The following is a 25,944-nucleotide window of genomic DNA, read 5'->3' on the forward strand; positions in this document are numbered from 1 at the left end:
ACCACCGACAGGATCGTGGAGGACTACCTCACGCTGGTCGACGACAGCATGGTCGCGGTGCTCCCGCACGCCCTGCGGATCGCCGTCGAACTCGGCGTCGCCGATGTGATGGACCCGTCGGTCGCCCAGTCCGTGGAGACCACCGCGGGCCTGGTCGACGCCGACCCCGACGCCCTGGGGCGGCTGCTGTCCGCGCTCGCCCCGGCCGGGTTCTTCGACGGCGACCCGGCCACCGGCTTCCGGCTGACCGCGCTCGGCGCGCGGCTGCGCCGGGACGACCCGCACAGCCTCTCCGCGTCCCTGGTCAACGCCGAGAGCCAGCTGGCCTGGCTCCGCGCCACGGACACCTTCCGCACCGGCACGGCCTCCTTCGACGGCGACGGCGGCGGCTTCTTCGGCGTCAAGAACTCCAGACGCGGCGAGAACGTCGCGTTCCTGCGCCGCATGCGGGAACGCACCGGCCGCCTGTACCGGCAGGCGGCCGAGGCCGTCGACTGGTCGGACTCGCAGGTGATCCTGGACATCGGCGGCGCCGACGGCTTCCTCCTCGGCGAGATCCTGTCGGTGGCCCCGCACGCGAGCGGCGTCCTCTTCGACCGCCCCACGGTGATCGACGAGGTGAACCTCCGCGGCGGCGTGCCCGGTTGCCGTGCCGTGCCCGGCGACTTCTTCGCCGCGGTGCCCACCGGCGCCGACACCCACCTGCTGTGCAGCGTCCTGCACGACTGGACCGACGAGCAGGCGGTGGACATCCTGCGGTCGAGCCGCCGCGCCCTGGCGTCCGGCGGACGGCTGCTGGTCATCGAGATGCTGGTGCCGGAGGACGGCACCCAGCACGTCAGCCGCTGGAGCGACCTCGGCATGATGGTCCTCACCGGCGGACGGGAGCGCGACCGGGCCGGCTTCGCCCGGATCCTGGAGGCCGCCGGCTACCGGACGCACCGGGTCTCGGCCGTCGCCGGGTCGCCGTTCTCCGTGATCGAGGCGCGCTGAGCGGCGATGGACATCGACCTGCTCGCCCCGGAGGTCTTCGCCGGGCACCGGCACCTGGACCAGCTCGCGGCCGTCCGCGCCCGGCCGGGCCTGACCTGGCACCCGGAGCCCGACGGGCCCGGGTTCTGGGTGGCCGCCCGGTACGACGACGTGCTCGCCGTGCTGGGGGACCCGGGCACCTTCAGCTCCCGCGCCGGCATCCGGATCGGCGGCTCGGACGAGGCGGCCCGGCTGGTCGCCGACCGGATGATGGTGGTCAGCGACCCGCCGCGGCACGGCCGGATCCGCCGCGTGGTCGGCGCGCCCTTCACCCCGGCGGCGCTGCGGCGCTGGCACGACCGGATCGTCGACGGCGTCACCGACCTGGTGGACGAGACGGTCGCGGCCGGTGCCGGCGGGCCCGCCGACGGGCGGTCGGGACCGGCGGCCGGGCCATGGGTCCTGGACGCCGTCGGGGACCTGGCGCAGCGGCTGCCCAACCAGGTCATCTGCGCCATGATGGACCTGCCGCGGGCCGACTGGCCGCTGATCGGCCGGCTCACCACCGAGGGCCTGGACTCCCCCGACCCCATCGACCGGCTGGACGCCAACGCCGAGATCTTCGGCTACTTCGCCGACCTGCTCGACCGGCGCCGCGCCCGCCCCGGCGACGACCTGATCAGCGAACTGCTCGCGGCCGGCGGCGACCTCACCGACGAGGAGCTGATCGTCAACTGCAGCGGGGTGCTCACCGGTGCCAGCGAGACCGTCCGGTACGCGGCGGCCGGGGCGCTGCTGGTGTTCGGCGAACGGCCCGCGCTGTGGACGGCGCTGCGCGCCGCGCCGGAGCTGCTGCCGACCACCGTCGAGGAGGTCCTGCGCTGGACCAGCCCCGGCCTGCACGCGCTGCGCACGGTGACCCGGCCGGTGACGGTCGCCGGCACCCGGCTGGCCCCCGGCGAGCGGGTGACCGCCTGGATCTGCTCGGCCAACCGCGACCCGGCGGTCTTCGCCGAGCCGGACGCCTTCCTGCCCGACCGCGCCCCGAACCGGCACCTCGCCTTCGGCTGGGGCCCCCACGTCTGCGTCGGGGCCCGGGTCGCCCGGCTCGAACTGAGCGCGCTGCTGACCGCGCTGACCCGCCGCGTACGCGCGATCGCCCCGGCCGGACCGCCGGTGTGGAGCGGCGGCAACTTCATCCATGGACTGACCAGTCTGCCGGTGCGGCTGAGCCCGGCGTGAGCCCGTCAAGGAGCTGATCGACGATGGGAACCACCGCAATCGCCAAGATCTGGCAGGAGGTCCTGGGCGTCCCGGTCGCGGACGACGACGACTTCTTCGCCCTGGGCGGCCAGTCGCTGGCCGCCATGGAGGTGGTGGCCGCGGTGCGCCGCCGCCTCGGCGTCTCGGTCCGGGTCCGGGTGCTGCTCGAACACCCCGTGCTGGCGGACTTCGCCGAGCAGCTCGGCCGGGCCGGGGAAGGGGGCGCGGACCGGTCCTGACCCCCCCGGGCGCACGAGGACGGCGGGAGCGGATGATCCGCTCCCGCCGTCCTCGTGCGCCCGGCCCCGGGCCCCGGGCCCCGGGCCGGGGGCCGAAGGCCGGGGGCCGAAGGCCGGGGGCCGAAGGCCGGGGGCCGAAGGCCGGGGGCCGAAGGCCGGGGGCCGAAGGCCGGGGGCCGGGCCGTGAGGCGTCCTCACGGCCCGGCCCCGGGCGGTGTCTCACGGCCGGCCCAGCCGGTCCAGCACGCTCTGCAGGCTCTCCGCCAGGGCGGTCAGGTGCGGCGGGCGCATCATCGAGTGGTGGTCGCCCGGGACGGTGTGGAGCTCGAAGCCGCCGCGGGCGAGGACGCGCCAGGGGCGGGTCGTGAGCCGGCGCGGCTGCCGGCTCGCCGACAGCAGCACCAGGCGCGCGTCGACCGGGCCCGGGCGGTGCCGCAGCAGGGCGCGGGTGTTGGCCTCGAAGACCCGTATCCGGTCCCGCAGGTCGTCGCGGATGCCTTCCGGGACGAGGCCCTCGCCCTCCAGGAGGTCCAGCAGCGCCTCGTCCTGGCGGTCCGGCGGCAGGCCGCGCAGCGCGGCCTCGTCGTACTGGGGCGCCGGGGCGCCGGCGAGGCCGGCCAGGTCGTGGACGAAGCCGCCGAGGAGCGCGGCGCGGTCCGGCTGCTCCTCGCCGAGGTACGGCGGCATGCCGGTGTCCAGCATGACGACCACCGCGACCTCCTCGCCCGCGGCGGTCAGCAGGCCGGCCGTCTCGGCGGCCACCATGCCGCCGAGGGACCAGCCGCCGAGGTGGTAGGGGCCGTGCGGCTGGACGGCGCGGAGGGCGTCGGCGTACCGCTCGGCCAGGGCGGTCAGCGAGGTGGTGAGCGGGCCGCCGTCGAGCCCCGGGTCCTCCAGGCCGTAGAGCGGCTGGTCGGGGTGGACGAGGCGGGCCAGCGGCAGGTACGGCACCACGGATCCGCCGACGGCGTGGACGAGGAAGAGCGGCGGCCGGGTGCCGGTGGCCTTGACGGGCACCAGCGGCGAGGGCAGGCTCCGCTTCTGTCGGGACGGGTCGAGCAGCATGGCGGTCCTCTCCACGGTCGGTGCCGCGTACAGGTCGCGCACGTCGAGGTCGGCGCCGAACTCCCGGCGGATCTCGGCGCGCAGCCGGGTCAGGTCGAGCGAGGTGCCGCCCAGGTCGAAGAAGCTGTCGTGGACGCCGATCCGGTCGGTGCCCAGCAGCCCGGCCCAGACGCGGGCGACCGCGCGTTCGGTGGCGTCGCGCGGGGCGGCCGACTCGCCGGCGCGGAGCGGTTCGGGCGCGGGCAGCGCGGCCCGGTCCACCTTGCCGTTGGAGGTCAGCGCGATGCTCTCCACGGGCACCAGCGCGGAGGGCACCATGTAGGCGGGCAGGCGGGCGGCCAGGTGGGCGCGCAGCGCGCCGGGGTCCACGGGGCCGCCCGGCGTCGCGGGGACGACGTAGCCGATCAGCCGGTCGTCGCGGACGGCCGCACAGGCGTGGCGGACATCGGGGTGCCCGGCGAGCGCGGCCTCGATCTCGCCGAGTTCGATCCGGTGGCCGCGGATCTTGACCTGGTGGTCGATGCGGCCCAGGTACTCCAGGCCGCCGTCGGCGCGGCGCCGGGCGAGGTCGCCGGAGCGGTAGAGCCGGGCGCCGGGCGCGCCGCCGAACCCGTCGGCGACGAACCGCCGGGCGCTCAGGCCGGGCCGGTGCAGATAGCCCCAGGACAGTCCGGCGCCGCCGACGAGGAGTTCGCCGGGGACGCCGATGGGCGCCGGCTGTCCGGCCCGGTCGACGACCCACAGCGACAGGTCGGGGATCGGCTCGCCGATGGGGCTCGCGTTCTCGTCCAGCAGCTCGCGGGTGAGCGGGCAGTGGGTGACGTGGACGGTGGTCTCGGTGATGCCGTACATGTTGACGAGCCGCGGGCGGTCCTCGCCGTGCCGGTCGAACCAGCGCCGTACGGATGCGGTGTCCAGCGCGTCGCCACCGAAGATCACGTACCGCAGGGAGAGGGCCTCCTCGCGCTCCTCGTCGGCGGCGACCAGCTGCCGGAAGGCGGCCGGGGTCTGGTTCAGCACCGTGACCCCCTCCCGGACGAGCAGGCGGTGGAAGTCCTCGGGCGAGCGGGTCTGCCAGAACGGCACCACGACCAGCCGGCCGCCGTGGACGAGCGCGCCCCACAGTTCCCAGACGGAGAAGTCGAAGGCGAACGAGTGGAACAGCGTCCACACGTCCCGCTCGTCGAAGCGGTACCGGTCCTGGGTGGCCCGCATCAGCCGGACGACCTGCCCGTGCGGGACGGTGACCGCCTTGGGCTCCCCGGTCGAGCCCGAGGTGTAGATGAGGTAGGCCAGGTCGGCGCCGGTCGCGGTCGCCTCCGGCACCGGGAGGTCCCCGTCGGCGTCGGCGTCCAGGAGCAGCGCGGTTCCGGGCACGTCGAGGCCCTGCTGGGCGACCACCACCGACAGGCCCGCGTCGGCGGCCATGTAGGCCAGCCGCCGCGCCGGATAGTCGGGGTCGAGCGGTACGTAGGCGGCGCCGGCCCGCAGGATGCCGAGGACGCCGACGACGAGGTCGGTGTCCCGGCGGGCGCACAGGCCGACGAGACTGCCCCGGGTGACCCCGCGGGCGGCCAGCCGGGCGGCCAGCCGTTCGGCGCGCCGGGCCAGTTCGGCGTAGCTGGTCCGCTCCTCGCCCGCGACCACGGCCACCGCGTCGGGGCGCCGGCGGACCTGGGCGGCGAAGAGGTCCCAGAGGGAGTCGTCGGCCGGCACCTGGCGCCGGGCTTCGCTCCACCGGCGCAGGAGCGCCGCCTCCTCCGGTCCCGGCAGGACGAAGGTGCCCGCGGTGGCGTCCGGTTCGGCCGCCGCGCGGGTCAGGACGCGGCCCAGGTGTTCCAGCAGGCGGGTCATCCGGTCCTGGTCGAACAGGTCGGTGGCGTACTCGGCCTGGAGGCGCAGTCCGCCGTCGGCGGTGACGGTGGCGTGCGCGGCGAGGTCGAAGCGGGCGACCGAGCCGGTCACCGGCAGCGGTTCGGCGGTGACGGGGCCGAAGGCGGGCGCGGCCGCGGCGGTCTCGTCGGCGTGCAGGGTGAGGCTGATCTGGAAGAGGGGGTTGCGGCCGGGTTCGCGGGCCGGGCGCAGCTGCTCGACCAGGGTGCTGAAGGGGAGGTCCTGGTGTTCGGTGGCGCCGCGCACGGCGAGTTCGCAGCGGTGCGCCAGTTCCCGGAAGGTCGGGTTGCCGGCGAGGTCGGCGCGGAGCACGACGGTGTTGGCGAAGTAGCCGACCAGCGGTTCGAGTTCGGGGCGGTCGCGGCCGTAGAGCACCGAGCCGATGCCGATGTCGTCCTGTCCGGTGTGCCGGGAGAGCACCAGCAGGAAGCCGGCCATCACCACGGAGAGCAGCGAGCCGCGTTCGGCGTCGGCCAGGGCGCGCAGGGAGGTGCCGAGGCCGTCCTGGAGCCGGAGTTCCACGGTGGCGCCGGGGTGCCCGGAGGCGGTGCCGCGCGGGCGGTCGGTGGGGAAGTCCAGCTGCGGCAGGGCGTGGAGCCGTTCGCGCCAGTAGCCGAGCTGCTTGTCGAGGACGTCGTCGGCGAGCCGGGCGCGCTGCCAGACGGCGTGGTCGGCCGGCTGGACGCCGAGGTCCGGGAGGGCGGCGTCCGGGTCGGTGTAGAGGATGGAGAGTTCGTCGAGCAGGACGCCGGCCGACCATCCGTCGGCGACGATGTGGTGGGTGCAGAGCAGCAGGACGTGCTCGGCCGGGCCGAGCCGCAGCAGTTCGGCGCGCAGCAGCGGGTCCGCGGCCAGGTCGAAGGGGCGGGTGGCGGCCTCGGCGAGGACCTCGGGCACCTGGTCCGGGTGGACCGGGGTCGCCGTGAGCGGCCGGGGCTCCGGTGCGGGGTCGGCGACCTGGACCGGGGCGCCGTCCACGGTGACGAAGCGGGTGCGCAGGCTCTCGTGGCGGGCGGTCAGCCGGGCCAGGGCGCGGGAGAGCCGGCCGGCGTCGAGGGCGCCGGTCAGGCGGAGCGCGAGCGGCACGTTGTAGACCGGGGAGGCGGGGTCGAGCTGGTGGAGGAACCACAGGCCCTCCTGCTGGTACGACAGCGGGAGCGGGCCGGTCCTCGGGACGGCGGGGATCCGTCCGCCGCCGGCCGGTTCGAGGAGCCGGGGGGCGAGTTCGGCGACGGTGGGCGCCCGGAAGAGGGTCGCCACGCCGAGGTCCGCGCCGAGGGCGGCGCGGACGCGGTTGACCAGCCGGATGGCGAGCAGCGAGTGGCCGCCGAGCGCGAAGAAGCCGTCGTGGACGCCGACCCGGGGGACGCCCAGCACTTCCGCGAAGAGGGCACACAGGGCGCGTTCGCGGTCGTCGCGGGGTGCCACGTGCTCCGTGCCGGGGCCGGTCTCCTCGGGGGCCGGCAGCAGCTTCCGGTCGATCTTGCCGTTCGGGGTGAGCGGCAGCTGGGCGAGCGGCACCAGGGCGGAGGGCACCATATACGGCGGGAGGACGGAGGCGGTCGCGGCGCGGATCCCGGCGAGGTCCGGCACGGCCACGGCGGGCACCAGGTAGCCGACGAGGCGCTTGTCGCCGGGCCGGTCCTCGCGGGCGTGCACGTGGGCCTGGGCGACGTGCGGGTGGCGGAGGAGGGCGCTCTCCACCTCGCCGGGTTCGACGCGGAAGCCGCGGATCTTCACCTGGGTGTCGGCCCGGCCGGCGAATTCGAGGGTGCCGTCGGCGCGCCAGCGGGCGAGGTCGCCGGTGCGGTACATCCGGGTGCCGGGCGGGCCGAAGGGGTCGGCGACGAAGCGTTCGGCGCTCTGTCCGGGGCGGCCCGCGTATCCGCGCGCCAGGCCGGCGCCGGCGCCGTACAGTTCGCCGACGACTCCGACCGGCACCGGTCGCAGCCGGTCGTCGAGGAGGTAGACGGCGGTGTCGTCCATCGGCCGGCCCATCGGCACGCTGTCGGGCACCCGGTCCGGGTCGTGGAGGGCCGTCTGCACGGAGCACATGGTCAGTTCGGTGGGGCCGTACGTGGCGCGGACGCGCAGGTCCGGGTGGCGGCGCAGGACGGCGCGGACGGCGGCGGGGCTGATGACGTCGCCGCCGGTCATCACCTCGCGGAGTCCCGCGAAGCAGTCCGGGTCCTCCTCGGCGACGACCTGAAAGAGGCCGGAGACCAGCAGCACGTCGGTGAGGCCGGCGGCCCGCACGACGGCGCCGTCGACCTCGCCGGGGGGTGCCACGACGATCTCTCCGCCGGACAGCAGCGGCACCCAGATCTCGCAGGTCGAGGCGTCGAAGGCGTGCGGCGAGTGGAGCAGGGCGCGGCGGGGCCGCTCGTCCTGCCAGCAGCGGTCGCGGGCGAAGGCGAGCACACCGGCCTGGGTGGTGACGACTCCCTTGGGCGCGCCGGTCGAGCCTGAGGTGTACATGATGTACGCGGCCTGGTCGGGGTGCGCGTCGCCGTCCGGCACGGCGGCGCGGTCGTCCGCCGTGGCCTCGAAGCCGGTCACGCGCAGGGTCCGCCGTCCGGCGCCGGTCGCGGCCTCGTGGTCGCGCAGGGCGTCGTCGACCAGCAGGAGTTCCGCCCCGGAGCCGTCCAGGACGTCGCGCAGCCGTTCGGTGGGCGCGGTCAGCGGCAGCGGTACGAAGCAGCCGCCGGCCTTGAGCACGGCGAGCATCGACACGACGAGGTCGGCGGAGCGCTGCTGGAGGATGCCGACGCGGGTCTCCGCCGTGACGCCGAGCCGGCGCAGGCGGCCGGCCAGCAGGTCGCCGCGCCGGTCCAGTTCGGCGTAGCTCAGCGTTCCGTGCGGGTCGGAGACCGCGGGGGCGTCGGGGGTCCGGGCGGCCTGCCGGGCGAACGCCCGGGCGAGTCCGCCGGTCGGCGCGGGGCGGGTCGTGCCGTTCCAGCCGTACAGCACCGTGGCGCGTTCGCGGGCGTCGAGGAGGTCGAGGTCGCCCAGCGGCCGGTCCGGGTCGTCCGCCACCGCTTCGAGCAGCCGGACCAGGCGGTGGGCGAAGGCGGTGACCGTCTCGCGGTCGAAGAGTTCGGTGCGGTGGACGACCTGGAGGGACAGCTCCAGGGGGGTGCCGTCCGGGGCGGAGCGGTCGGTGAAGCTGACCGAGAGGTCGAAGTGGGCCGCGATGGTCCGGTTGCGCAGTTCGGTCACGGTCAGGCCGTCCAGCGCGTACCGCGCGGCGTCGTTGTTCTGGAGGACGAGGGCGACCTGGAAGAGCGGGTGCCGGTTGAGCGCGCGGCTCGGGTTGAGGGCCTCGACCAGGCGGTCGAAGGGCAGCTCGGGGTGGGCGAGGGCGGCGAGGTCGGTCTGTCTGGCCCGGGCGAGCAGCTGCCGGAAGGTCGGGTCCCCCGAGGTGTCCAGGCGCAGCACCAGCGTGTTCACGAAGAACCCGATGAGGTCCTCCAGGTCCTCCTCCGCGCGGCCGGCGTCCATGGTGCCGAGCGGGATGTCGGTGCCGGCGCCGAGCCGGGTGAGGAGGGCGCCGAGGGCGGCGTGCACGACCATGAACAGGGAGGCGTCGGCGTCGCGCGCGAGCCGCAGCAGGCGGGCGTGCAGCGCCGCCGGCAGGTCGAGGCGGACCTCGCCGCCGTCGTCGCCGGAGACGTCCGGCCGGGGCCGGTCCAGGGGCAGCGGCAGTTCGTCGGGCAGGCCGGCCAGCCGTCCGGTCCAGTGGTCGAGGAGGTCCGCGCCGTCCGGGCCCTCCAGGAGTTCCCGCTGCCAGAGCGCGTAGTCGGCGTACTGGACGGGCAGCGGCTCCCAGTCGGGCGCGGCGCCGGCCCGGCGGGCCGCGTAGGCGGTGCCCAGGTCGCGGCCGAGCAGGGCCATCGACCAGCCGTCGCCCACGATGTGGTGGAGCACCAGGTACAGGACGTGGCTGTCCGGGGCGGTGCGCAGCAGCCACACCTTCAGCGGCAGGTCCGCCGTCAGGTCGAAGGCGTGCCGGGCCAGCCGGTCCAGGGTGGCGGGCAGCGCGTCGGCGGCCACGTCCGTCTCGGTGACGAACTCGGCGGCGTCCACGGTGGCGCGGACCCGCTGCCGGGGTTCGCCGTCGACCTCGGGGAAGACGGTGCGCAGGCTCTCGTGCCGTGCGACCAGGTCGCCCAGGGCGGCGCGCAGGGCCGCGGTGTCGAGCGGCCCTTCCAGCCGGAGGGCGAGCGGCAGGTTGTAGGTCCACGCCGTGGTGTCGAGACGGTTGAGAAACCACAGGCGTTGCTGCGCGAAAGACAACGGGAACACGGATCCTCCTGCGCCTGCGAGACAGCGACGGTCGCCGGCCGCACACGATAGGTCGGCGCCGCCGGAGGGTGAGGCGACCGAGGGCCGAAAGGCCCTGTCCGCAGGGGTTTTGACGGTCCCGTGTAGGGGTTGTCGCAAAACTTTCCGTCCGCCCATCATGAGCCAGCCCGCACGGGACCACCGGCACAGAGGGAACATGGAGAGCCGCGATGCCGTTTTCGCCGGAGCACCTGCCGTCAGCCGATACCGACGTGAGCGCGTCCTTGCACGGGCTGGTGGCCCGGCACGCGGCACGGCGCGGTGACGCGCCGGCCCTGCGCTGCGGCGGGGTCGAGCTGCGCTACGCCGAACTGGACGCCCGCGCCAACCAGCTGGCCCACGTCCTGCGCGCCCGGGGCGTCGGCGCCGAGGACGTCGTGGCGCTGGCGCTGCCCCGCTCGGCGGACCTGATCGTGGCCATGCTGGCGGTCGGGAAGGCGGGCGGCGCGTTCCTGCCGGTCGACGTCCACCACCCGGCCGAGCGCATCGCCTTCATGTGCGCCGACAGCGCCCCCCGCGCCCTGCTCACCACCGGGGCCGGACTGCCGGGACTGCCGGACACCCCGGGCACCGCCCGGTGGCCGCTGCCGGAGCTCCTGGCCGAGGCGGCCTCGGCGCCGGTGACCGCGCCGGACCCGGTGGACCGTCCGCTGTCCCTGGCGTACGTCATCTACACGTCGGGGTCGACGGGCCGGCCCAAGGGCGTCGCGGTGCCGCACCGGGGGCTCGCGCCGTTCGCCGCCGACCTGGCGGAGCGGATGGCGGCGGGGCCGGACAGCGTGGTGTCCCAGCTCGCCTCGCCCAGCTTCGACGCCATGGTCATCGAGGTGCTGATGGCCTTCGCGCCGGGCGGCACCCTGGTGGTCTCCCCCGAGACGCTGGCCGGCGAGGACGTGTCCGCCTTCCTCGGGGACCACGGGATCACCCACGCGTTCCTGCCGCCGTCGGTGCTCGCGACCGTGCCGAGGACCGGGCTGCCCGCGCTGCGGGCGCTGATGGTCGGCGGCGAGGCGTGCGGCGCGCGGCTGGTGGACGCCTGGGGCCGGGGCCGCAGGATGGTCAACGGCTACGGCCCCACCGAGACCACCATGGCGATCACCCTGTCGGCCCCGCTCGTGCCCGGCCCGGACGCGCCGCCGATCGGCTCCCGGGCGGGCGACAGCCGCCTGTACGTGCTGGACGACCGGCTGCGCCCGACGCCCGACGGCGAGATCGGCGAGCTGTACAGCGGGGGCGGGGGCGTCACCCGCGGGTACGTCGCCCGCGCCGGACTCACCGCGCAGCGCTACGTCGCCGACCCCTTCGGCGCGCCGGGCGGCCGCATGTACCGCACCGGCGACCTGGTGCGGCGGCTGCCGGACGGCCAGCTGGCCTACTGCGGGCGCGCCGACGACCAGGTCAAGATCCGGGGCCTGCGGATCGAACCGGGCGAGATCGAGGCGGTCCTCACCGCCCACCCGGCGGTGGAGCAGGCCCGGGTCCTGGTGCACGAGGACCGGCTCGGCGAGAAGCGGCTGGCCGGCTACGTGGTCGCGAGCCGGGCACCGGCCGGCGACGACGGCAACGCCGAACGGCACGTCGACGAGTGGCAGCAGATCTACGAGTCGTTCTACGACCGGTCCGACCGGACCGCTTTCGGATCCGACTTCTCCGGCTGGAACTCCACCTACACCGGCGAGGGGATCCCGGTCGAGCAGATGGCCCGCTGGCGCGAGGCCGTCGTCTCCCGGGTCAGGGACTTCGCGCCCCGTCGCGTCCTGGAGGTGGGCGTCGGATCGGGCCTCATCCTGACGCCGCTGGTCGGCGAGGTGGAGGAGTACTGGGGCACCGACTACTCGGCCTCCGCGATCGAGGGGCTCCGCGACCGGCTCGCCGGCGAGCCGGACACCGCCGCCAGGGTCACCCTGCGCGTGCAGGCGGCCGACGTGACCGCCGGGCTGCCGCGGGACCACTTCGACACGATCGTCGTCAACTCGGTCGTGCAGTACTTCCCGCACGAGGAGTACCTCCGGGACGTGCTGGCCAAGCTGCTGGACCTGCTCCGGCCGGGCGGCCGGCTACTCGTCGGCGACGTGCGGTGCCTGCCGCTGGTCGACGCCATGTGGACCGGTGTCCGGGTCGGACAGCTCGACCGCGACCCGGGGCCCGGGGCGCTGCGCCGCGAGGTCGAACAGACGGTGGCCCTGGAGAAGGAGCTCCTGATCGACCCGGGCCTCTTCGGCACGGTCGGGGCCGGCGCGGTCGACGTACGGCTCAAGCCGGGAGCCGACCACAACGAACTGACCAAGCACCGCTACGACGTGGTGCTGCACAAGGACGCCACCGGCGCGCAGGACCTGTCGGCGGCGCCGGCCCTGCGCTGGGGGCACGACGTCCGGGATTCCGGGGAGCTGGCCGCGCGGCTGGCCGACGGCGCCGCGCTGCGGCTCACCGGGGTGCGCAACGCCCGGGTCGCCGGCGAGGTCGCCGCCGCCCGGGCGGTCCGCGCCGACGCGCCCCTGGCCTCGGTCCGCGCCGCGCTCGCCGGGCCGGACGACCAGGTCGACCCCGAGCACTGGCACGCCCTCGCCGCGGCGCACGGACGCACCGCCGTGGTCACCTGGTCGGCGGACGGACCCGACCTGCTGGACGTGGTCTTCCCCGCCGCCGACGGCCCGCGGGCCCTGGGCGGCGTGTACCTCGCCGGCGGCGGCCGCTCCGTCCCCCTCACCAACGACCCGATCGCCACCCGCCGCCGCGGGCTGCTGGTCGCGGCGCTGCGCGACTGGGCCAGGGAACACCTCCCGTCCTCCCTGGTGCCCTCCGCGTTCGTGGTGCTCGACGCGCTGCCCCTCACCGCGAGCGGCAAGCTGGACCGCCGGGCGCTGCCCGCGCCCGACTTCCGCGGCCACGCGTCCGGCCGGGCACCGCGCGACGCGCGGGAGAAGCTGCTCTGCGAGCTCGCCGCCGAGCTGCTCGACCGGCCGTCGGTCGGCATCGACGACGACTTCTTCGACCTCGGCGGCCACTCGCTCCTCGCCACCCGTCTGCTCAACCGGATCCGGGGCGCCTTCGGCGTCCGGCTCGAACTCGACGCGCTGTTCGCCACGCCCACCGTCGCCGGCCTCGCGGCCACCCTCGCCGGCACCGCCGGGCAGGAGGCGCCGGCCCTGGTCGCGGCCCCGCGACCGGACCGCGTCCCGCTGTCCTGGGCCCAGCAGCGCCTGTGGTTCGTGAACCGCGTGGACCCGCTCGGCTGGACGTACAACCTCCCCGTGGTGCTGCGCCTGGCCGGCCCGCTGGACCGGGCGGCGCTGGCCGCCGCGGTCGAGGACCTGACGGCGCGGCACGAGACGCTGCGCACCGTCTTCGACGAGCGGGACGGGCAGCCGTACCAGCGGATCCTGCCCGGGGTGCCGGCCGACGGCCTGATCCGGGTGCTGGACGTGGACGAGGCCGGCCTGGACGAGGCCGTGCGGGCCGCCTGCCGGGAGCCCTTCGACATCACCGCGGACGTGCCCGTGCGGGTGCGGCTGCTGCGCACCGCGCCGGACCGGCACGTGCTCGTGCTGGTGCTCCACCACATCGCGGGCGACGGCTGGTCGATGCGGCCGCTGGCCCAGGACCTGTCCGCCGCGTACGCGGCGCGGGCCGCCGGCTCCGCGCCGGTGTGGCGGCCGCTGCCGGTGCAGTACGCCGACTACGCCCTCTGGCAGCGCGACCTGCTCACCACGGCGCACCAGGAGCGGATGACCGGCTTCTGGCGCGACCACCTGGCGGGCCTCCCGGAGGAACTGGCCCTGCCCTACGACCGGCCCCGCCCCAGCGGCACCGACCACGACGGCGCGCTGCTCCCGCTGCGGATACCGGCGTCGCTCCACGCCGGACTGGCGGCCCTGGCGCAGCGGAGCCGGACGACGCTCTTCATGGTGCTGCACGCCGCGCTGGCCGCGCTCTACACCCGGCTCGGGGCGGGCACCGACATCCCGATCGGCACCGTGGTCGCGGGACGCGGCGACGACCAGCTCGACGATCTGGTCGGCTTCTTCGTCAACAACCTGGTGCTGCGCACCGACACGGCGGGCGACCCGACCTTCCGCGAGCTCCTGGAGCGCACCAGGACCGGCGACGTGGCCGCCCTGAGCCACCAGGAGCTGCCCTTCGACCGTCTCGTCGAGGCGCTCAACCCGGCCCGCTCGCTCGGCCGCCACCCGCTGTTCCAGACGATGCTGGTGCTGCAGAACAACGCGGACGCCGGCTTCGCGCTGTCCGGCCTGGAGACCGAGGTGGTCCGGTCGACGCCGTCCGCCGCGCAGCTCGACCTGTTCGTGAACCTCACCGACGCCTACCGCCCGGACGGCGGCGCCGACGGGATGACCGGCGAGATCGTCTACCGCACCGGGCTGTTCGACCGGGAGACGGTACGGACGCTGGCCGACCGGTTCCTCCGCGTCCTGGAGGCCGTCGTCGCCGACCCCGACCAGCGGCTGGGCCGCCTCGACGTGCTCGGCGACGCCGAACGCGACACCCTCCTGCGGTCCTGGAACGCCACGGAACGGCCGCTGTCGGACGCGTCGCTTCCCCGGCTCTTCGCCGCCCGGGCCGGGGCGACCCCGGACGCCGTGGCGGTCGCGGGACCGGTCACCCTCACCTACGCCGAACTCGACCGGCGCGCCAACCACCTGGCGCACCGCCTGGTCGGGGCCGGGGCCGCCCCGGACCGGCCGGTGGCGCTGCTCCAGCGGCGCTCGGCCGACCTGGTCGTCTCCATGCTGGCGGTCCTCAAGGCCGGCGCCGCGTATCTGCCGCTGCCGCCGGCCGCCCCGGCGGACCGGCTGCGCCTGATGGCCGAGCAGGCCGGCGCCGCGCTCCTCGTCACCGACGGGGCCGCCGGGTGGACGGACCTGCCCGTGCTGGCGCCCGGCGACGGCGAGTCCCCCGAGGCGCCCCGCCGGGACCCGCACCCCGACCAGGCGGCGTACGTCATGTTCACCAGCGGCTCGACCGGCAGGCCCAAGGCCGTCGTCCTGACCCACCGGAACACCGCGGGGTTCGTCCGCGACCGGCTCTGGCGGGCCGGCGGCACCGTGCTGATGCACTCCGCCACCGGCTTCGACGCGTCGGTGCACGAGATCTGGACCCCGCTGCTGACCGGCGGCACGGTCGTGGTGGCCCCGGACGGGAACCTGGACGGCGCCGGCCTGGCCGAGGCGGTCGCCTCGTACGGCGTGGACCGGGTCTGGCTCACCTCGGGCCTGTTCGGGGCCCTCGCGGAGGACCCGGACCGCTTCGCGGGCGTCCGGGAGGTCCTCACCGGCGGCGACGTGGTGCCGCCCGCCGCGGTCGCCCGGCTCCTGGAGCTCCACCCCGGCCTGACGGTCCGGGCCCTGTACGGCCCGACCGAGACGACCACCTGCTCCACCCGGTTCTCGATGTCCGGCGCGGACGCGGTGCCCGTCCGGGTGCCGATCGGCACCGCGATGGACAACACCCGGCTGTACGTGCTCGACGAGCGGCTCCAGCCGGTGCCCACCGGGGTCCCGGGCGAGCTGTACATCGCCGGTTCGGGCCTGTCGCGGGGGTACGCGGGGCAGGGCGGCCTGACCGCCGAGCGGTTCACCGCCGCTCCGTGGGGTCCGCCCGGCAGCCGGATGTACCGCACCGGGGACGTCGTCCGGTGGCGCGCCGACGGCACCCTGGACTTCCTCGGGCGGGCCGACGCCCAGGTGAAGATCCGCGGCTTCCGGGTCGAGCCCGCCGAGGTCGAGTCCGCGCTCACCGCCCTGCCCGAGGTCGGACGGGCCTTCGTCACCGCCCACGAGGACCGCGGCGGCGAACGCCGGCTCGTCGCCTACCTGGTGCCCCAGGGCGCCGGCGCGGACCCGGCCGCCGTGCGGGACCGGCTCGCCTCGGCGCTGCCCGACTACATGGTGCCCAGCGCGTACGTCGTCCTCGACGGGCTGCCGCTGACCGGCAACGGGAAGGTCGACCGGCGGGCCCTGCCGGAGCCCGTCTTCGAGACCGGCACCGGGTACACGCCGCCGCGGACCCCGGCCGAGGAGATCCTCGTCGCGCTCATGGGCGAACTGCTCGGCAGGACCCGGGTCGGCGCCCACGACGACTTCTTCGGCCTCGGCGGCCACTCGCTCCTCGCCACCCGCCTGGTCAACCGGATCCGCACCCACCTGGGAGCGGACCTGGGCGTCGCGGACCTGTTCGAGGCCCCCACCGCGGCGGCGCTCGCCGCCCGGCTCGGCTCCGGCCGCGAGACGGGCCCCGCCCGCCCGGCCCTGCTGCCGGCCGCGCGGCCGGCCCCGCTGCCCCTGTCGTACGCCCAGCAGCGGCTGTGGTTCCTGTCCCGGTGGAACGGGCTGGGCTGGCCGCTGGTGCTGCGCCTGGACGGCGCCCTGGACACCGGCGCGCTGCGCGCGGCGGTGGGCGACCTGCTGGCGCGGCACGAGACGCTGCGCACCCGCTTCCCCGAGACGGACGGCGTGCCCGGGCAGCACATCGCGGCGGAGGCCGATCCCGACGAGGTGCTGCGGACCGCCTCCGTGGACCCGGCCGACCTGGACCGGGAGCTGACGGCCGCCGCGGGGCACCGCTTCGACCTCACCACCGACCTCGCGCTGCGGCTGCGCCTGTTCAGCACCGGGCCCGACCGGCACACGCTGCTGCTGCTGATGCACCACATCGCCGGCGACGGCTGGTCGCTGGCCCCGCTGACCCGGGACCTCGCCCAGGCGTACGCCGCCCGCGTGCGGGGGGACGCGCCGGTCTGGCGGCCGCTGCCGGTGCAGTACGCCGACTACGCGCTGTGGCAGCGGGCCCTGCTCGAAGGCCCCGAGGGCAAGCGGCTCTCCGCCTACTGGACCGAGCGGCTGGCCGGACTCCCCCGAGAGCTGGCGCTGCCCTACGACCGGCCGCGTCCCGACTCCTCGGACCTGCGGGGCGCGCTGCTGCCGGTCACCCTGCCGGCGCCGCTCCACGCCGGGCTGCGGGAGCTGGCCCGGGCCACCCACACCACGCTCTTCATGGTGCTGCACGCCGCGCTCGCCGCGCTCTACACCCGGCTGGGCGCGGGCACCGACATCCCGATCGGCACGACGGTCGCCGGGCGCAGCGACGACGGCCTGGACCACCTGATCGGCTGCTTCGTCAACAGCCTGGTGCTGCGCACGGACACCGCCGGGGACCCGAGCTTCCGCGAACTGCTGGCCCGGGTGCGGGAGCTGGACCTGGCCGCCTACGCCCACCAGGAGCTGCCCTTCGACCGGGTCGTCGACGCGCTCAACCCGGCCCGCTCGCTGAGCCGGCACCCGCTCTTCCAGACCATGCTGGTGCTGCAGAACAACGCCGAGTCCTCCTTCGCGCTGTCCGGTGTGGACGTGTCTCCGGCACCGGCCGAGGGGGCGGTGGAGGCGATCCGGGTCGGTCCGGTGGACTTCGACCTCAACCTGAGCTTCGTCGAGCACCACGGCGAGGGCCGGGTGCCCGAGGGCATCACCGGCGAGGTGCGCTACCGCACCGATCTCTTCGACCGCGAGACCGTGACCGCCCTGACGGACCGTCTGGTACGGCTCCTGGGCGCGGCGGTCGCGGATCCCGACGCGCCGATCGGGCGGCTCGACCTGCTGTCCGGGGCCGAACGGCGGGTGGCGCTGGCGGGCCCGGGCGACACCGCGCGACCGGTCGTCGAGGAGGACCTCGCCGTCCTGTTCGCCCGGCAGGCGGCGGCCACCCCGGACGCGGTCGCCGCGGTGGAGGGCGACCGGTCGATCACCTACCGGGACCTCGACCGGCGCGCCAACCACCTGGCGCACGCGCTGGTGGCGGCGGGCTGCGCGCCCGACGACCCGGTGGCGGTGCGGCAGCCGCGCGGCATCGACTACCTCGTGACGGTCCTGGCCGTCACCAAGGCGGGCGGCGGCGTCCTGCCCCTGCCCGGCTCGGCCCCGCTCGCCCGCCGGCAGCACATGGTGGACCACATGCGGGCCACGCTGCTGGTCACCGACGGGCCCACCGACCTGACCGGGGTCACGGTGGTCACGCCCACCTCCGGCGCGGAGGAGCACGGGCCCGTGACGCTCACGCACCCGGACCGCACCGCGTACACGATGTTCACCAGTGGTTCGACGGGCGCGCCCAAGGCGGTCTGCGTCCCGCACCGCGGCGTCGCCGAGTTCGTCACCGACGGCGCCTGGTCGGGGCTGCGGCGGGCCGACGCGCTGATGCACTCGCCGACCTCGTTCGACCCGTCGGTCTACGAGATCTGGCTGCCGCTGCTCACCGGCGGCCGGGTGGTGATCGCGCCCGAGGGCGAGCTGGACACCGAGGTGCTGGCCCGGACCATCGTCGAGGGGCGGGCCACCACCGCGGTCTTCACCTCCGCGCTGTTCAACCTGATGGTGGCCGAGGCGGCACCGGCGCTGGCCGCGCTGGACCTCGTCTGGGTGGCCGGTGACGTGGTGTCGCCCGCGTCGGTCGCGGAGCTGACGGCGGCCGCGCCGGACACGGCGGTCGCGGCCGCCTGGGGCACCACGGAGACCACCGTCATCTCCTCCTGGCACCCGATCGCCTCGGCCCCGGGCCGTACGGTGCCGATCGGCCGCCCCATGGACAACACCGGCCTGTACCTCCTCGACGAGCGGCTGCGGCCGGTCCCGCCCGGCGTCCCCGGCGAGGTGTACGTGACCGGCACCGGTCTGGCCCGCGGTTACGCGCACCAGCCGGACGTGACGGCCACCCGGTTCGTCGCCGATCCGTACGGCCCGGCCGGCGGGCGGATGTACCGCACCGGCGACCTCGCGCGCTACCGGCCCGACGGGGTGCTGGAGTTCGACGGGCGGGCCGACGCGCAGCTGAAGGTCCGCGGCTTCCGGATCGAGCCGGCCGAGGTCGAGGCGGTCCTGACCGGGCACCCGGACGTGGCGCACGCGACGGTCACCGGGGACGGCGAACGGCTGGTCGGCTATCTGGTGCCGGCGGACGTGGACGCGGCGGCCGTGCGGGAGCACGCCGCCCGGACGCTCCCGGACCACATGGTGCCGAGCGTCTTCGTCACGCTGGACCGGCTGCCGCTGACCGGCAACGGCAAGGTCGACCGGAAGGCGCTGCCGGCCCCCGGCCCGAGCGCGTCCCGGGCCGCCTACGTGGCGCCCCGGGACGAGCGGGAGACGGCGCTGTGCGCCCTGTTCGCCGAGATCCTGAAGGCTCCGCGGGTCGGCGTGCACGACAACTTCTTCGACCTCGGCGGCCATTCGCTGCTCGCCACCCGCCTGCTCAACCGGGTGCGCACCCGCTTCGGCGCGAACCTCAGCGTGGCCGCCCTCTTCGACTCCCCGACGGTCGCCGCGCTCGCCGCGCGGCTCGGCGGGGCCGCGCCCCGGAGCCGGCCGAAGCTCCGCAGGCGCACGGGCTCCGCCGGAGCGGACCCGGATTCCCGATGAGGCGACGGGCGGAGACCCCGCCCGACCGAGAGACCGGCGCGGCACCGACGGTGCCGCGCCCGCCGGCCGGGAACCGTACCGGTCCGGCTCCGTGGAACCCGAGATGATCGTCGAATTGGAGTGGGAGAGCGCGATGTCACCCATCAGTACCCCTGAGACCGCGGCCGACCTCGCCGCCGTCGCCGCCCTGCTGGAGATGGCCGACCGGCTGGGCATCGTGCCCCTGCTGGAGCGCGGCGAGCCGGTGACCGCGGCGCAGCTGGCGGCGGTCGCGGACGTGCCGGAGGAGGGGATGGCCGGCTTCCTGTCCACCCTGGCGGCCGCGGCGCTGCTGGTGCCGGCCGGCGGCAAGGAGTTCCGGGTCGCGGAGGACTTCGCCGACCGGATCCACGCGTCGGGCTACCTCTACTGGTCGCTGCGGGCCAACCAGCCGTACGTCGAGCATCCCGCCGAGTTCCTGCGCGATCCGGCCGGCGCCGCCGCGAGACACCGGCGCGACGGCCGTGAGGTGGCGGTCAGTTCGCGCTGGATCGGCAGCCAGGGCTTCTACCCGGCGGCCACCGAGGCGATCCTCGCCGTCCGGCCCCGGCGGATCGTCGATCTCGGCGCGGGTGCGGCGGGGCTCCTCATCGACCTCCTGGGACGGCTGCCGGAGAGCACGGGGGTGGCCCTGGACATGAGCGCCGGGGCCTGTGCGGAGGCGGCGCGCGCGGCGCGGGCGGCGGGGGTGGGCGACCGTCTGGAGGTGGTGGAGCGGCCGATCCAGTCCATCGCCGACGACCCGTCGCCGGTGGCCGGCGCGGACGTGGTCCACGCCGGGTTCGTCTTCCACGACATCGTGCGCGAGGGCGACGTCTTCGACCGGGTGCTGCGCCGGTGCCGGGAGGCGCTGCGTCCGGGCGGCGTCATGGCGATCACCGACTCGGTGCCGTACGCGGCGGACGGGCGCGAGCGCAGGTTCAGCGCGCTGTTCACCTACCTGCACGCCGGGTTCATGGACGTGGAGCTGCCTCCGGAGGAGGACTGGCTGGACCGCTTCCGGCAGGCCGGTTTCGACCAGGTCCGCTGCGTGCCGCACCGGTTCCCCGGGGGGCGGCTCTTCATCGCCGCCAAGTGACGCGCGGGGGACGCCCGTGGCCCGTACCGGGTGAGGCGTCCCCCGCGCGGGAGTTCCGCAAGGACGAAGCGCCGTCCGCGTGTCGACACGCGGACGGCGCTTCCGTCTTCTCCCCGTTCCGTCTTCCCCCTCTTCCGTCTACTCCGCCGCCGGGTCCTTCGGCGCCCAGAACATCATCAGGAACTCGACCGGCACCACGGCCTTCTCCTCGTCGTCGGGCCGGTTGAACTCCTCCATCAGCGCGGCCAGGCGGGAGCGGAACTCGGTGGCCCGCTCCGGTGTCAGCCGGCGGTCCAGCGCCACGACCATCGGGCCGAGCGGGTCCGGCTCCGCCCCGGCCTCGGGCTCCGGCTGGAAGCGCCCGCTGGTGATGTCCCGGACGAGCCGGTCGCGGAAGTCGTTCAGCGTCACGGCGAACGCGTCGGCCAGGTCGCCCGCGTTGCCCGGGGCGGCCAGCAGGTCGCGGCTCAGCCGCAGGGCGAACTGCGCCACCTGGTACTGGCTCTCCTGGATCCCGGAGACCATCCGGGTCTGCGCCACCTTGATCAGGCCCGCCGACTCCAGCACCTTGATGTGCCGGTAGAGCCGGGTGGGCGGCTGGTCCAGGAGTCTCGCGATGTCCTTCACCCGGTGTCCCGCGCGGACGTCGCTCATCATCGTGCGCAGGATCGCCAGCCTCAGCGGGTCGGACAGGGCCTTCAGCGTCTCCACGTCGTCGACCTCGCGGACGACCGTCACCGCGTCGGCATCGTCAGCCATGAACCCATCCCCATTTCCTTGTAGCGAACCATTCAGCCTCATGCTACCGTTCACGCATGAGTGAACGCTTACGTCAGAGCGATAGCGAAGCTCCCGCCCCATCCATACCCCTGCGTCGCAACCGACGCTTCCAGATTCTCTGGATCGGCGCCGCCGCCGCCAACCTCGGTCTCGAAACGGTGGAGGTCGCGTACCCCCTCCTGATCATGTCCCTGACCGGATCCCCCGCGCTGGCCGGCCTCTTCGGCTTCGCGCAGATCGGCACCGCCCTCCTGGTCGGCCTCCCGGCCGGCGCGGTGGTCGACCGGTGGGACCGGCGCCGGATCCTGCTGGTCTCCGAAGCGGTCCGCGCCCTCACCCTCGCGTTCATCGTCCTCGGCCTGACGGCCGGCTGGACGGACTACGGCCTGCTCATCCTCGCCGCCGTCGTCCTCGGCGCCGGCACGGCCTTCGGCGCACCGGCCCGGATGCTGCTCGTCCGCGCGGTCGTGCCGGACCATCAGCTGACCGCGGCCCTCAGCCAGGACGAAGCCCGCAGCGGGGCCGCCGCCCTCGCGGGACCGCCCCTCGGCGGCTGGCTCTACCTGCTCTCCCGCGCCTTCCCGTTCGTCGCGGCCACCGCCGGCTTCGTCATCTCCTTCCTCTGCGCCCTGCTCGTCCGCGTCCCGAAGACGGAAGCGGTCACCGAACCGGCCGACACGGAGCGGAAGAGCGCGCTCGGACCGCTGACCGACGTCTTCTCCGGCCTCGTCGACCTCCTCGGCGACCGACTGCTGCGGTCCGCGCTCCTCCTGGTCAGCGTCTTCTACTTCAGCGTCACCGCCGCGATCCTGATGGTGATGGTGACCCTCCAGGACCGGCACCACTCCCCCGGCACCATCGGCCTCGCCCTGTCCGGCACCGCCGTCGGCATGCTCGCCGGCTCGGCGCTGGTCCCCCGGCTCAACCGGCGGCTCAGCCCCGGCGCGCTGCTCCTGGCCGCGTCCACGCTGACGACGGTATCGGTGGCCCTGCTGGCGGTCCCGCTGGGACCGGTCTGGGTCTTCGCCCTGCTGACCCTGGCGGCCCTCGGCCTGCCGGCCCTGAAGATCCTCGTCGACATCATGATCTTCCGTCAGACCCCGGACCACCGGCGGGGCCGCGCCATCGCCGCGACCATCACGCTCATCGGCGCCGGCTCCCCGCTCGGTTCCCTGGCCGGCGGTCTGGCCCTGGAGTTCCTCGGCGTCACCGGCGCCCTCGTCCTGATCGCCGGCGTCCAGGCCCTGATCACCGCGGCCGGACTCGCCAACCGGCACGTCAGGACCGCCCGCTGGCCCTCCTGAGGCCTCCCGGCGGCGGCCCGCGCGTCCCCCCTCCCGAGCACCCCGCCCGCCCCTCCCGCACAGCCGCCCCGGCGCACCGCCCGGGCCCCCGCGTCCGTACCGCCCGGAAACCCGCGCGCCGGTACCGCGGCACCACCCCACCCGAACCCGCCTCCGCGCGAAAGCGAGCTCCGTCATGCTCAAGCAGCCCGTCTTCATCGTCGGCCACCCCCGCTCCGGCACCAGCCTGGTCCGCAGCCTGATCGAGCGCAGCGAGCACGTCTGGAGCATCGGCCGCGAGGGCAAGCCGATCTGGGAGCGCGGCAGCCTGCACCCCAGCCGGCGCGACTGGCACTCCAACGCCCTGGACGCCTCCGACGCGACCCCCGAGGTGGCGGCCCGGCTGAACGCGGACCTGCTCGCCGCCGCCCGCAGGCCCGGCGCGGAGTGGTCGGTCGCCGACAAGCTCGACCACCTCGACTTCATCCGCGCCCAGGGCCTCCAGCCGTACTACTACGACGTCCCGCTGAAGGCCCTCCAGGAGCGCTTCCCCGGCGAACTGCCGGAGGGCCCGCCCACCACGCGCGACGGCGGCGAGCTCGACGAGATCACCCCGTTCTGCTTCCCGCCGCGCGGCCCCCGCCCCACCGAGGCCGAACTCGCCGACGGCATCCGGCTGGTCGAGAAGAGCATCCAGTCCTGCTTCCGGATCCCCTTCCTCCAGGCCCTCTACCCGGACGCCACCTACGTGTTCGTCGTCCGGGACCCGCGCACCAGCATCGGCTCCCTGATGGACGCCTGGCTCAACCCGAGGATGTTCTTCTCCTACCCGGTGCCGGAACCGCTGCGCATCAAGGGCTACTCGGACGTCTTCCCGTGGGGCAAGCAGTGGTGGAACCTCAGCCTGCCGCCCGGCTGGCGCGACTGGGTGGACCTGAGCCTGGCCGAGGTCTGCGCGCGCAACTGGGTGGCCCACAACCGGGCCGTCCTGGACGCCGCCCGCGCCCTGGCCCCCACGGGCAACTCCGTCCTCGTCCGCTACGAGGACGTCCAGGCCGACCCGGTGGCCACGATGGAGGCGGTGGCCGACGCCGTGAAGCTGCCCTTCTCCGACGCCTGGGGCCGCCGCGACCTCCCCGTCGTGATGACCCAGACCGTGCCCGACCCCGAGAAGTGGCGCCGGCACGAGGCCGGGATCCGGCAGGTCCTGCCGCTCGTCCGCGACCTCGCCGAAGAGGCCGGCTATGACCTCCGCTGAACCGCCGGGACTCCGGCGGGCGGAGGGCGGGCCCCGTACGATCCCGGCCATGAAAGCCATCCAGGTCAGCCGGGCCGGCGGGCCCGAGGTGCTCGAACTCGTCGACCTGCCCCGCCCGTCACCGGGGCCCGGCGAGGCCCTCGTGCGGCTCGCCGCCGCCGGCGTCAACTACGTCGACGTCTACTTCCGCTCCGGCCTGTACCCGCAGGACCTGCCCTACGTGCCCGGGCAGGAGGGCGCCGGCACGGTCGTCGAGGTCGGGCCGGGGGTGCGGGAGGTCGCCGTCGGCTCCGTGGTGGCCTGGGCGAACCTGCCGGGGGCCTACGCGGAGTACGCCCTGCTGAGCGCCGACCGGCTGGTGCCGGTCCCGGACGGGCTCTCCGCCGAACTGGCCGCGGCCACCCTGCTCCAGGGCATGACCGCGCACTACCTCTGCCACGACACCTACCCGGTCCAAGCCGGTGACACCGTCGTCGTGCACGCCGCGGCGGGCGGCGTCGGCATGCTGCTGACCCAGCTCGTCCGGCTCCGCGGCGGCACGGTGATCGGCACCGCGTCGACCGGGGCCAAGGCGGAGGCGGCGCGCGCCGCCGGCGCCGTCGAGGTGGTCGGTCACCGGCCGGGCGCGCTGACGGAGGCGGTGCGCCGCCACACCGGCGGACGCGGCGCCGCCGCCGTGTACGACGGCATCGGCGGCCCGACCTTCGACGAGAGCCTCGCCGTGCTCCGCCCGCGCGGCGTCCTGGCGCTCTACGGGCAGGCCGGCGGAGCGGTGCCGCCGCTCGACCTCCAGCGCCTCAACGCCGCCGGGTCGCTGTACGTGACCCGCCCGAACCTCACCCACCACATCCAGGACCGGGCCGAACTGCTCCGCCGGGGAGGGGCCGTGCTCGGCATGGTCCGCGACGGGCGGCTGCGCGTCCGCGTCGGCCAGCGGTTCGCGCTGTCCGACGCGGCGGACGCCCACACGGCGCTGGAAGCGCGCGGCACCATCGCCAAGACGGTGCTCACCTGTTCCTGACCCGCCCGGGCGGAGCCGGTCAGGCCGCGGGGTCGCCGTACCCGCCGTCGGGCCCGTGCCCGCCGCCGTGGCCGTCCTCCAGGAGGGCGCAGACGAAGCGCTCCTCGGTCGCGCGCAGGCGGGCGAGCAGCGCGGGGTCGAGGGTGACCTGGCTGGTGACGGAGACGGTCACGGTGCGCCGGCCGTCGGGGGTGGCGGCGGCGAACTGGGTGTAGCCCGGGGTGTTGCCGGTGTGGCCGAGGACGGTGCCGCAGCGGGTCTCGTACCGGAAGACGCCCAGTCCGGCCGCGTTCCTCCCGGGTCCGGCGGGCTCGGACGCGCCGGGGACGAACCGCCGCTGCGCGTGCCGGGTGCGCGGCGACAGCAGCGCGGGCCCGGCGTAGCCGCCGATGAAGGCGCCGAGGTCGGCCGGGGTGGAGACGATGCCGCCCGACGCCCACGCGCCGGAGGCGCTGATCGCCTCGCTGACGTCCTCGGGGGCCTCGCCGGGGGCCGTGGCGTAGCCGTGGAGGAAGGGCCGGGGCAGCCGGAAGCCGGAGGGGAGGCTGGTGTCGCGGAGGTCGAGCGGGCGGTACACCAGCTCCCGCAGCAGGTCCTCGTAACGGCGCCCGGTGGCCTGTTCGGCCATCAGGGCGACGGCGATGTTGTCCGAGTTGGAGTAGCCGTAGCGGCTGCCGGGCGGGAAGAGGAGCTCGGGGGCGGCGAATTCCAGCAGGCGCCGGGAGACGAAGCGGTGGCGCGGGTCGGCGCGGACGATCGCCTGGAAGCGCTCGCTCCGGCTGTAGTCGGGGAGCCCGCTGGTGTGCTGGAGGAGCTGGCGCAGGGTCACCGCGTGCCAGGCCTCGGGGAGGTGCGGCAGGCGCTGTCCCAGGGTGTCGTCCAGGCCGAGCGCGCCGCGGTCCACCAGGCTCAGGGCCACTGCTCCGCTGAACGCCTTGGCGGCGCTGGCGATCCGCATGTGGTCGTCCGGGCGCGGCGGCCGTCCGCTCTCCGTGTCGGCGGTCCCGGCGCGGTAGACGCGGGGGACGCCGTCGCGGGTGAGGACGGCGATCGCGCCGGGCGGCCCGCCGGGGGCGGCGACGAGCTCCGCGAGGGCCCCGCGCAGCTCCCGTTCCGAGCCGCCGCCCCCTCCGCCCTGGGCGGGCCGTTCGCCGGCGGCGGCGCCAGGGAGGACGGGCCCGGTGAGCGCGGCGACGAGGAGCAGGGCGGTGGCCGTGGCCCGGCGTGGCCGGTACGGCAGCGGGGCGGATCGGGGCATGCGGGACCTCCTGGACGGGCCGG

Annotated in this window: 11 protein-coding genes; 8 read left to right on the forward strand and 3 right to left on the reverse strand. The window is 75.6% G+C overall.

What is annotated here, in order from left to right:
* From ACF1ED_RS09110 to ACF1ED_RS09120, 3 genes are all read left to right on the forward strand, one after another.
* On the forward strand, window positions 1–993 hold a 993-nt coding region (locus ACF1ED_RS09110), incomplete at its 5' end, for a methyltransferase (protein WP_391758145.1).
* Between the two features lie 6 nt (window positions 994–999).
* Window positions 1,000–2,214 carry a cytochrome P450 gene (locus ACF1ED_RS09115; RefSeq protein WP_391758147.1) on the forward strand — a complete coding sequence of 405 codons (1,215 nt, stop codon included), beginning with the start codon at window positions 1,000–1,002 and terminating at the stop codon, window positions 2,212–2,214.
* A 23-nt stretch (window positions 2,215–2,237) separates the two neighbouring features.
* Window positions 2,238–2,474, forward strand: a complete 237-nt coding sequence (locus ACF1ED_RS09120; RefSeq protein WP_391758149.1) for a phosphopantetheine-binding protein — start codon at window positions 2,238–2,240, stop codon at window positions 2,472–2,474.
* A gap of 219 nt (window positions 2,475–2,693) precedes the next feature.
* On the opposite strand, the gene ACF1ED_RS09125 is transcribed toward ACF1ED_RS09120, so the two are convergent.
* The gene (locus tag ACF1ED_RS09125; protein ID WP_391758151.1) at window positions 2,694–9,737 is read right to left on the reverse strand and encodes an amino acid adenylation domain-containing protein; all 7,044 of its coding nucleotides are present in this window, start codon (window positions 9,735–9,737) and stop codon (window positions 2,694–2,696) included.
* A 251-nt stretch (window positions 9,738–9,988) separates the two neighbouring features.
* On the opposite strand from ACF1ED_RS09125, the gene ACF1ED_RS09130 reads away from it, so the two are divergent.
* Together ACF1ED_RS09130 and ACF1ED_RS09135 are read left to right on the forward strand one after the other, a co-directional pair.
* On the forward strand, window positions 9,989–19,204 hold the full coding sequence (locus ACF1ED_RS09130; RefSeq protein WP_391758153.1) for an amino acid adenylation domain-containing protein: 9,216 nt from the start codon (window positions 9,989–9,991) through the stop codon (window positions 19,202–19,204).
* A gap of 133 nt (window positions 19,205–19,337) precedes the next feature.
* Window positions 19,338–20,321, forward strand: a complete 984-nt coding sequence (locus ACF1ED_RS09135; protein WP_391758155.1) for a class I SAM-dependent methyltransferase — start codon at window positions 19,338–19,340, stop codon at window positions 20,319–20,321.
* Window positions 20,322–20,459: 138 nt separating this feature from the next.
* Here the strand turns inward: ACF1ED_RS09135 and ACF1ED_RS09140 are convergent, their stop codons facing one another.
* The gene (locus ACF1ED_RS09140; protein ID WP_391758157.1) at window positions 20,460–21,080 is read right to left on the reverse strand and encodes a helix-turn-helix domain-containing protein; all 621 of its coding nucleotides are present in this window, start codon (window positions 21,078–21,080) and stop codon (window positions 20,460–20,462) included.
* 56 nt (window positions 21,081–21,136) lie between these two features.
* Between ACF1ED_RS09140 and ACF1ED_RS09145 the strand changes: the two genes are divergently transcribed.
* The 3 genes from ACF1ED_RS09145 (at window position 21,137) to ACF1ED_RS09155 (ending at window position 24,663) form a co-directional block, all read left to right on the forward strand.
* Window positions 21,137–22,405, forward strand: a complete 1,269-nt coding sequence (locus ACF1ED_RS09145) for an MFS transporter (RefSeq protein WP_391758159.1) — start codon at window positions 21,137–21,139, stop codon at window positions 22,403–22,405.
* A 175-nt stretch (window positions 22,406–22,580) separates the two neighbouring features.
* On the forward strand, window positions 22,581–23,642 hold the full coding sequence (locus tag ACF1ED_RS09150) for a sulfotransferase family protein (protein WP_391758161.1): 1,062 nt from the start codon (window positions 22,581–22,583) through the stop codon (window positions 23,640–23,642).
* A 49-nt stretch (window positions 23,643–23,691) separates the two neighbouring features.
* On the forward strand, window positions 23,692–24,663 hold the full coding sequence (locus ACF1ED_RS09155) for a quinone oxidoreductase family protein (protein ID WP_391758163.1): 972 nt from the start codon (window positions 23,692–23,694) through the stop codon (window positions 24,661–24,663).
* 19 nt (window positions 24,664–24,682) lie between these two features.
* On the opposite strand, the gene ACF1ED_RS09160 is transcribed toward ACF1ED_RS09155, so the two are convergent.
* Window positions 24,683–25,921 (reverse strand): serine hydrolase domain-containing protein, encoded by a 1,239-nt coding sequence (locus tag ACF1ED_RS09160; protein WP_391758165.1) that lies wholly within the window; start codon window positions 25,919–25,921, stop codon window positions 24,683–24,685.
* Window positions 25,922–25,944: the final 23 nt, after the last annotated feature.

Origin of the sequence: Streptomyces sp. NPDC014656 (assembly GCF_043084305.1) — a bacterium.
Lineage (GTDB): Bacteria > Actinomycetota > Actinomycetes > Streptomycetales > Streptomycetaceae > Streptomyces.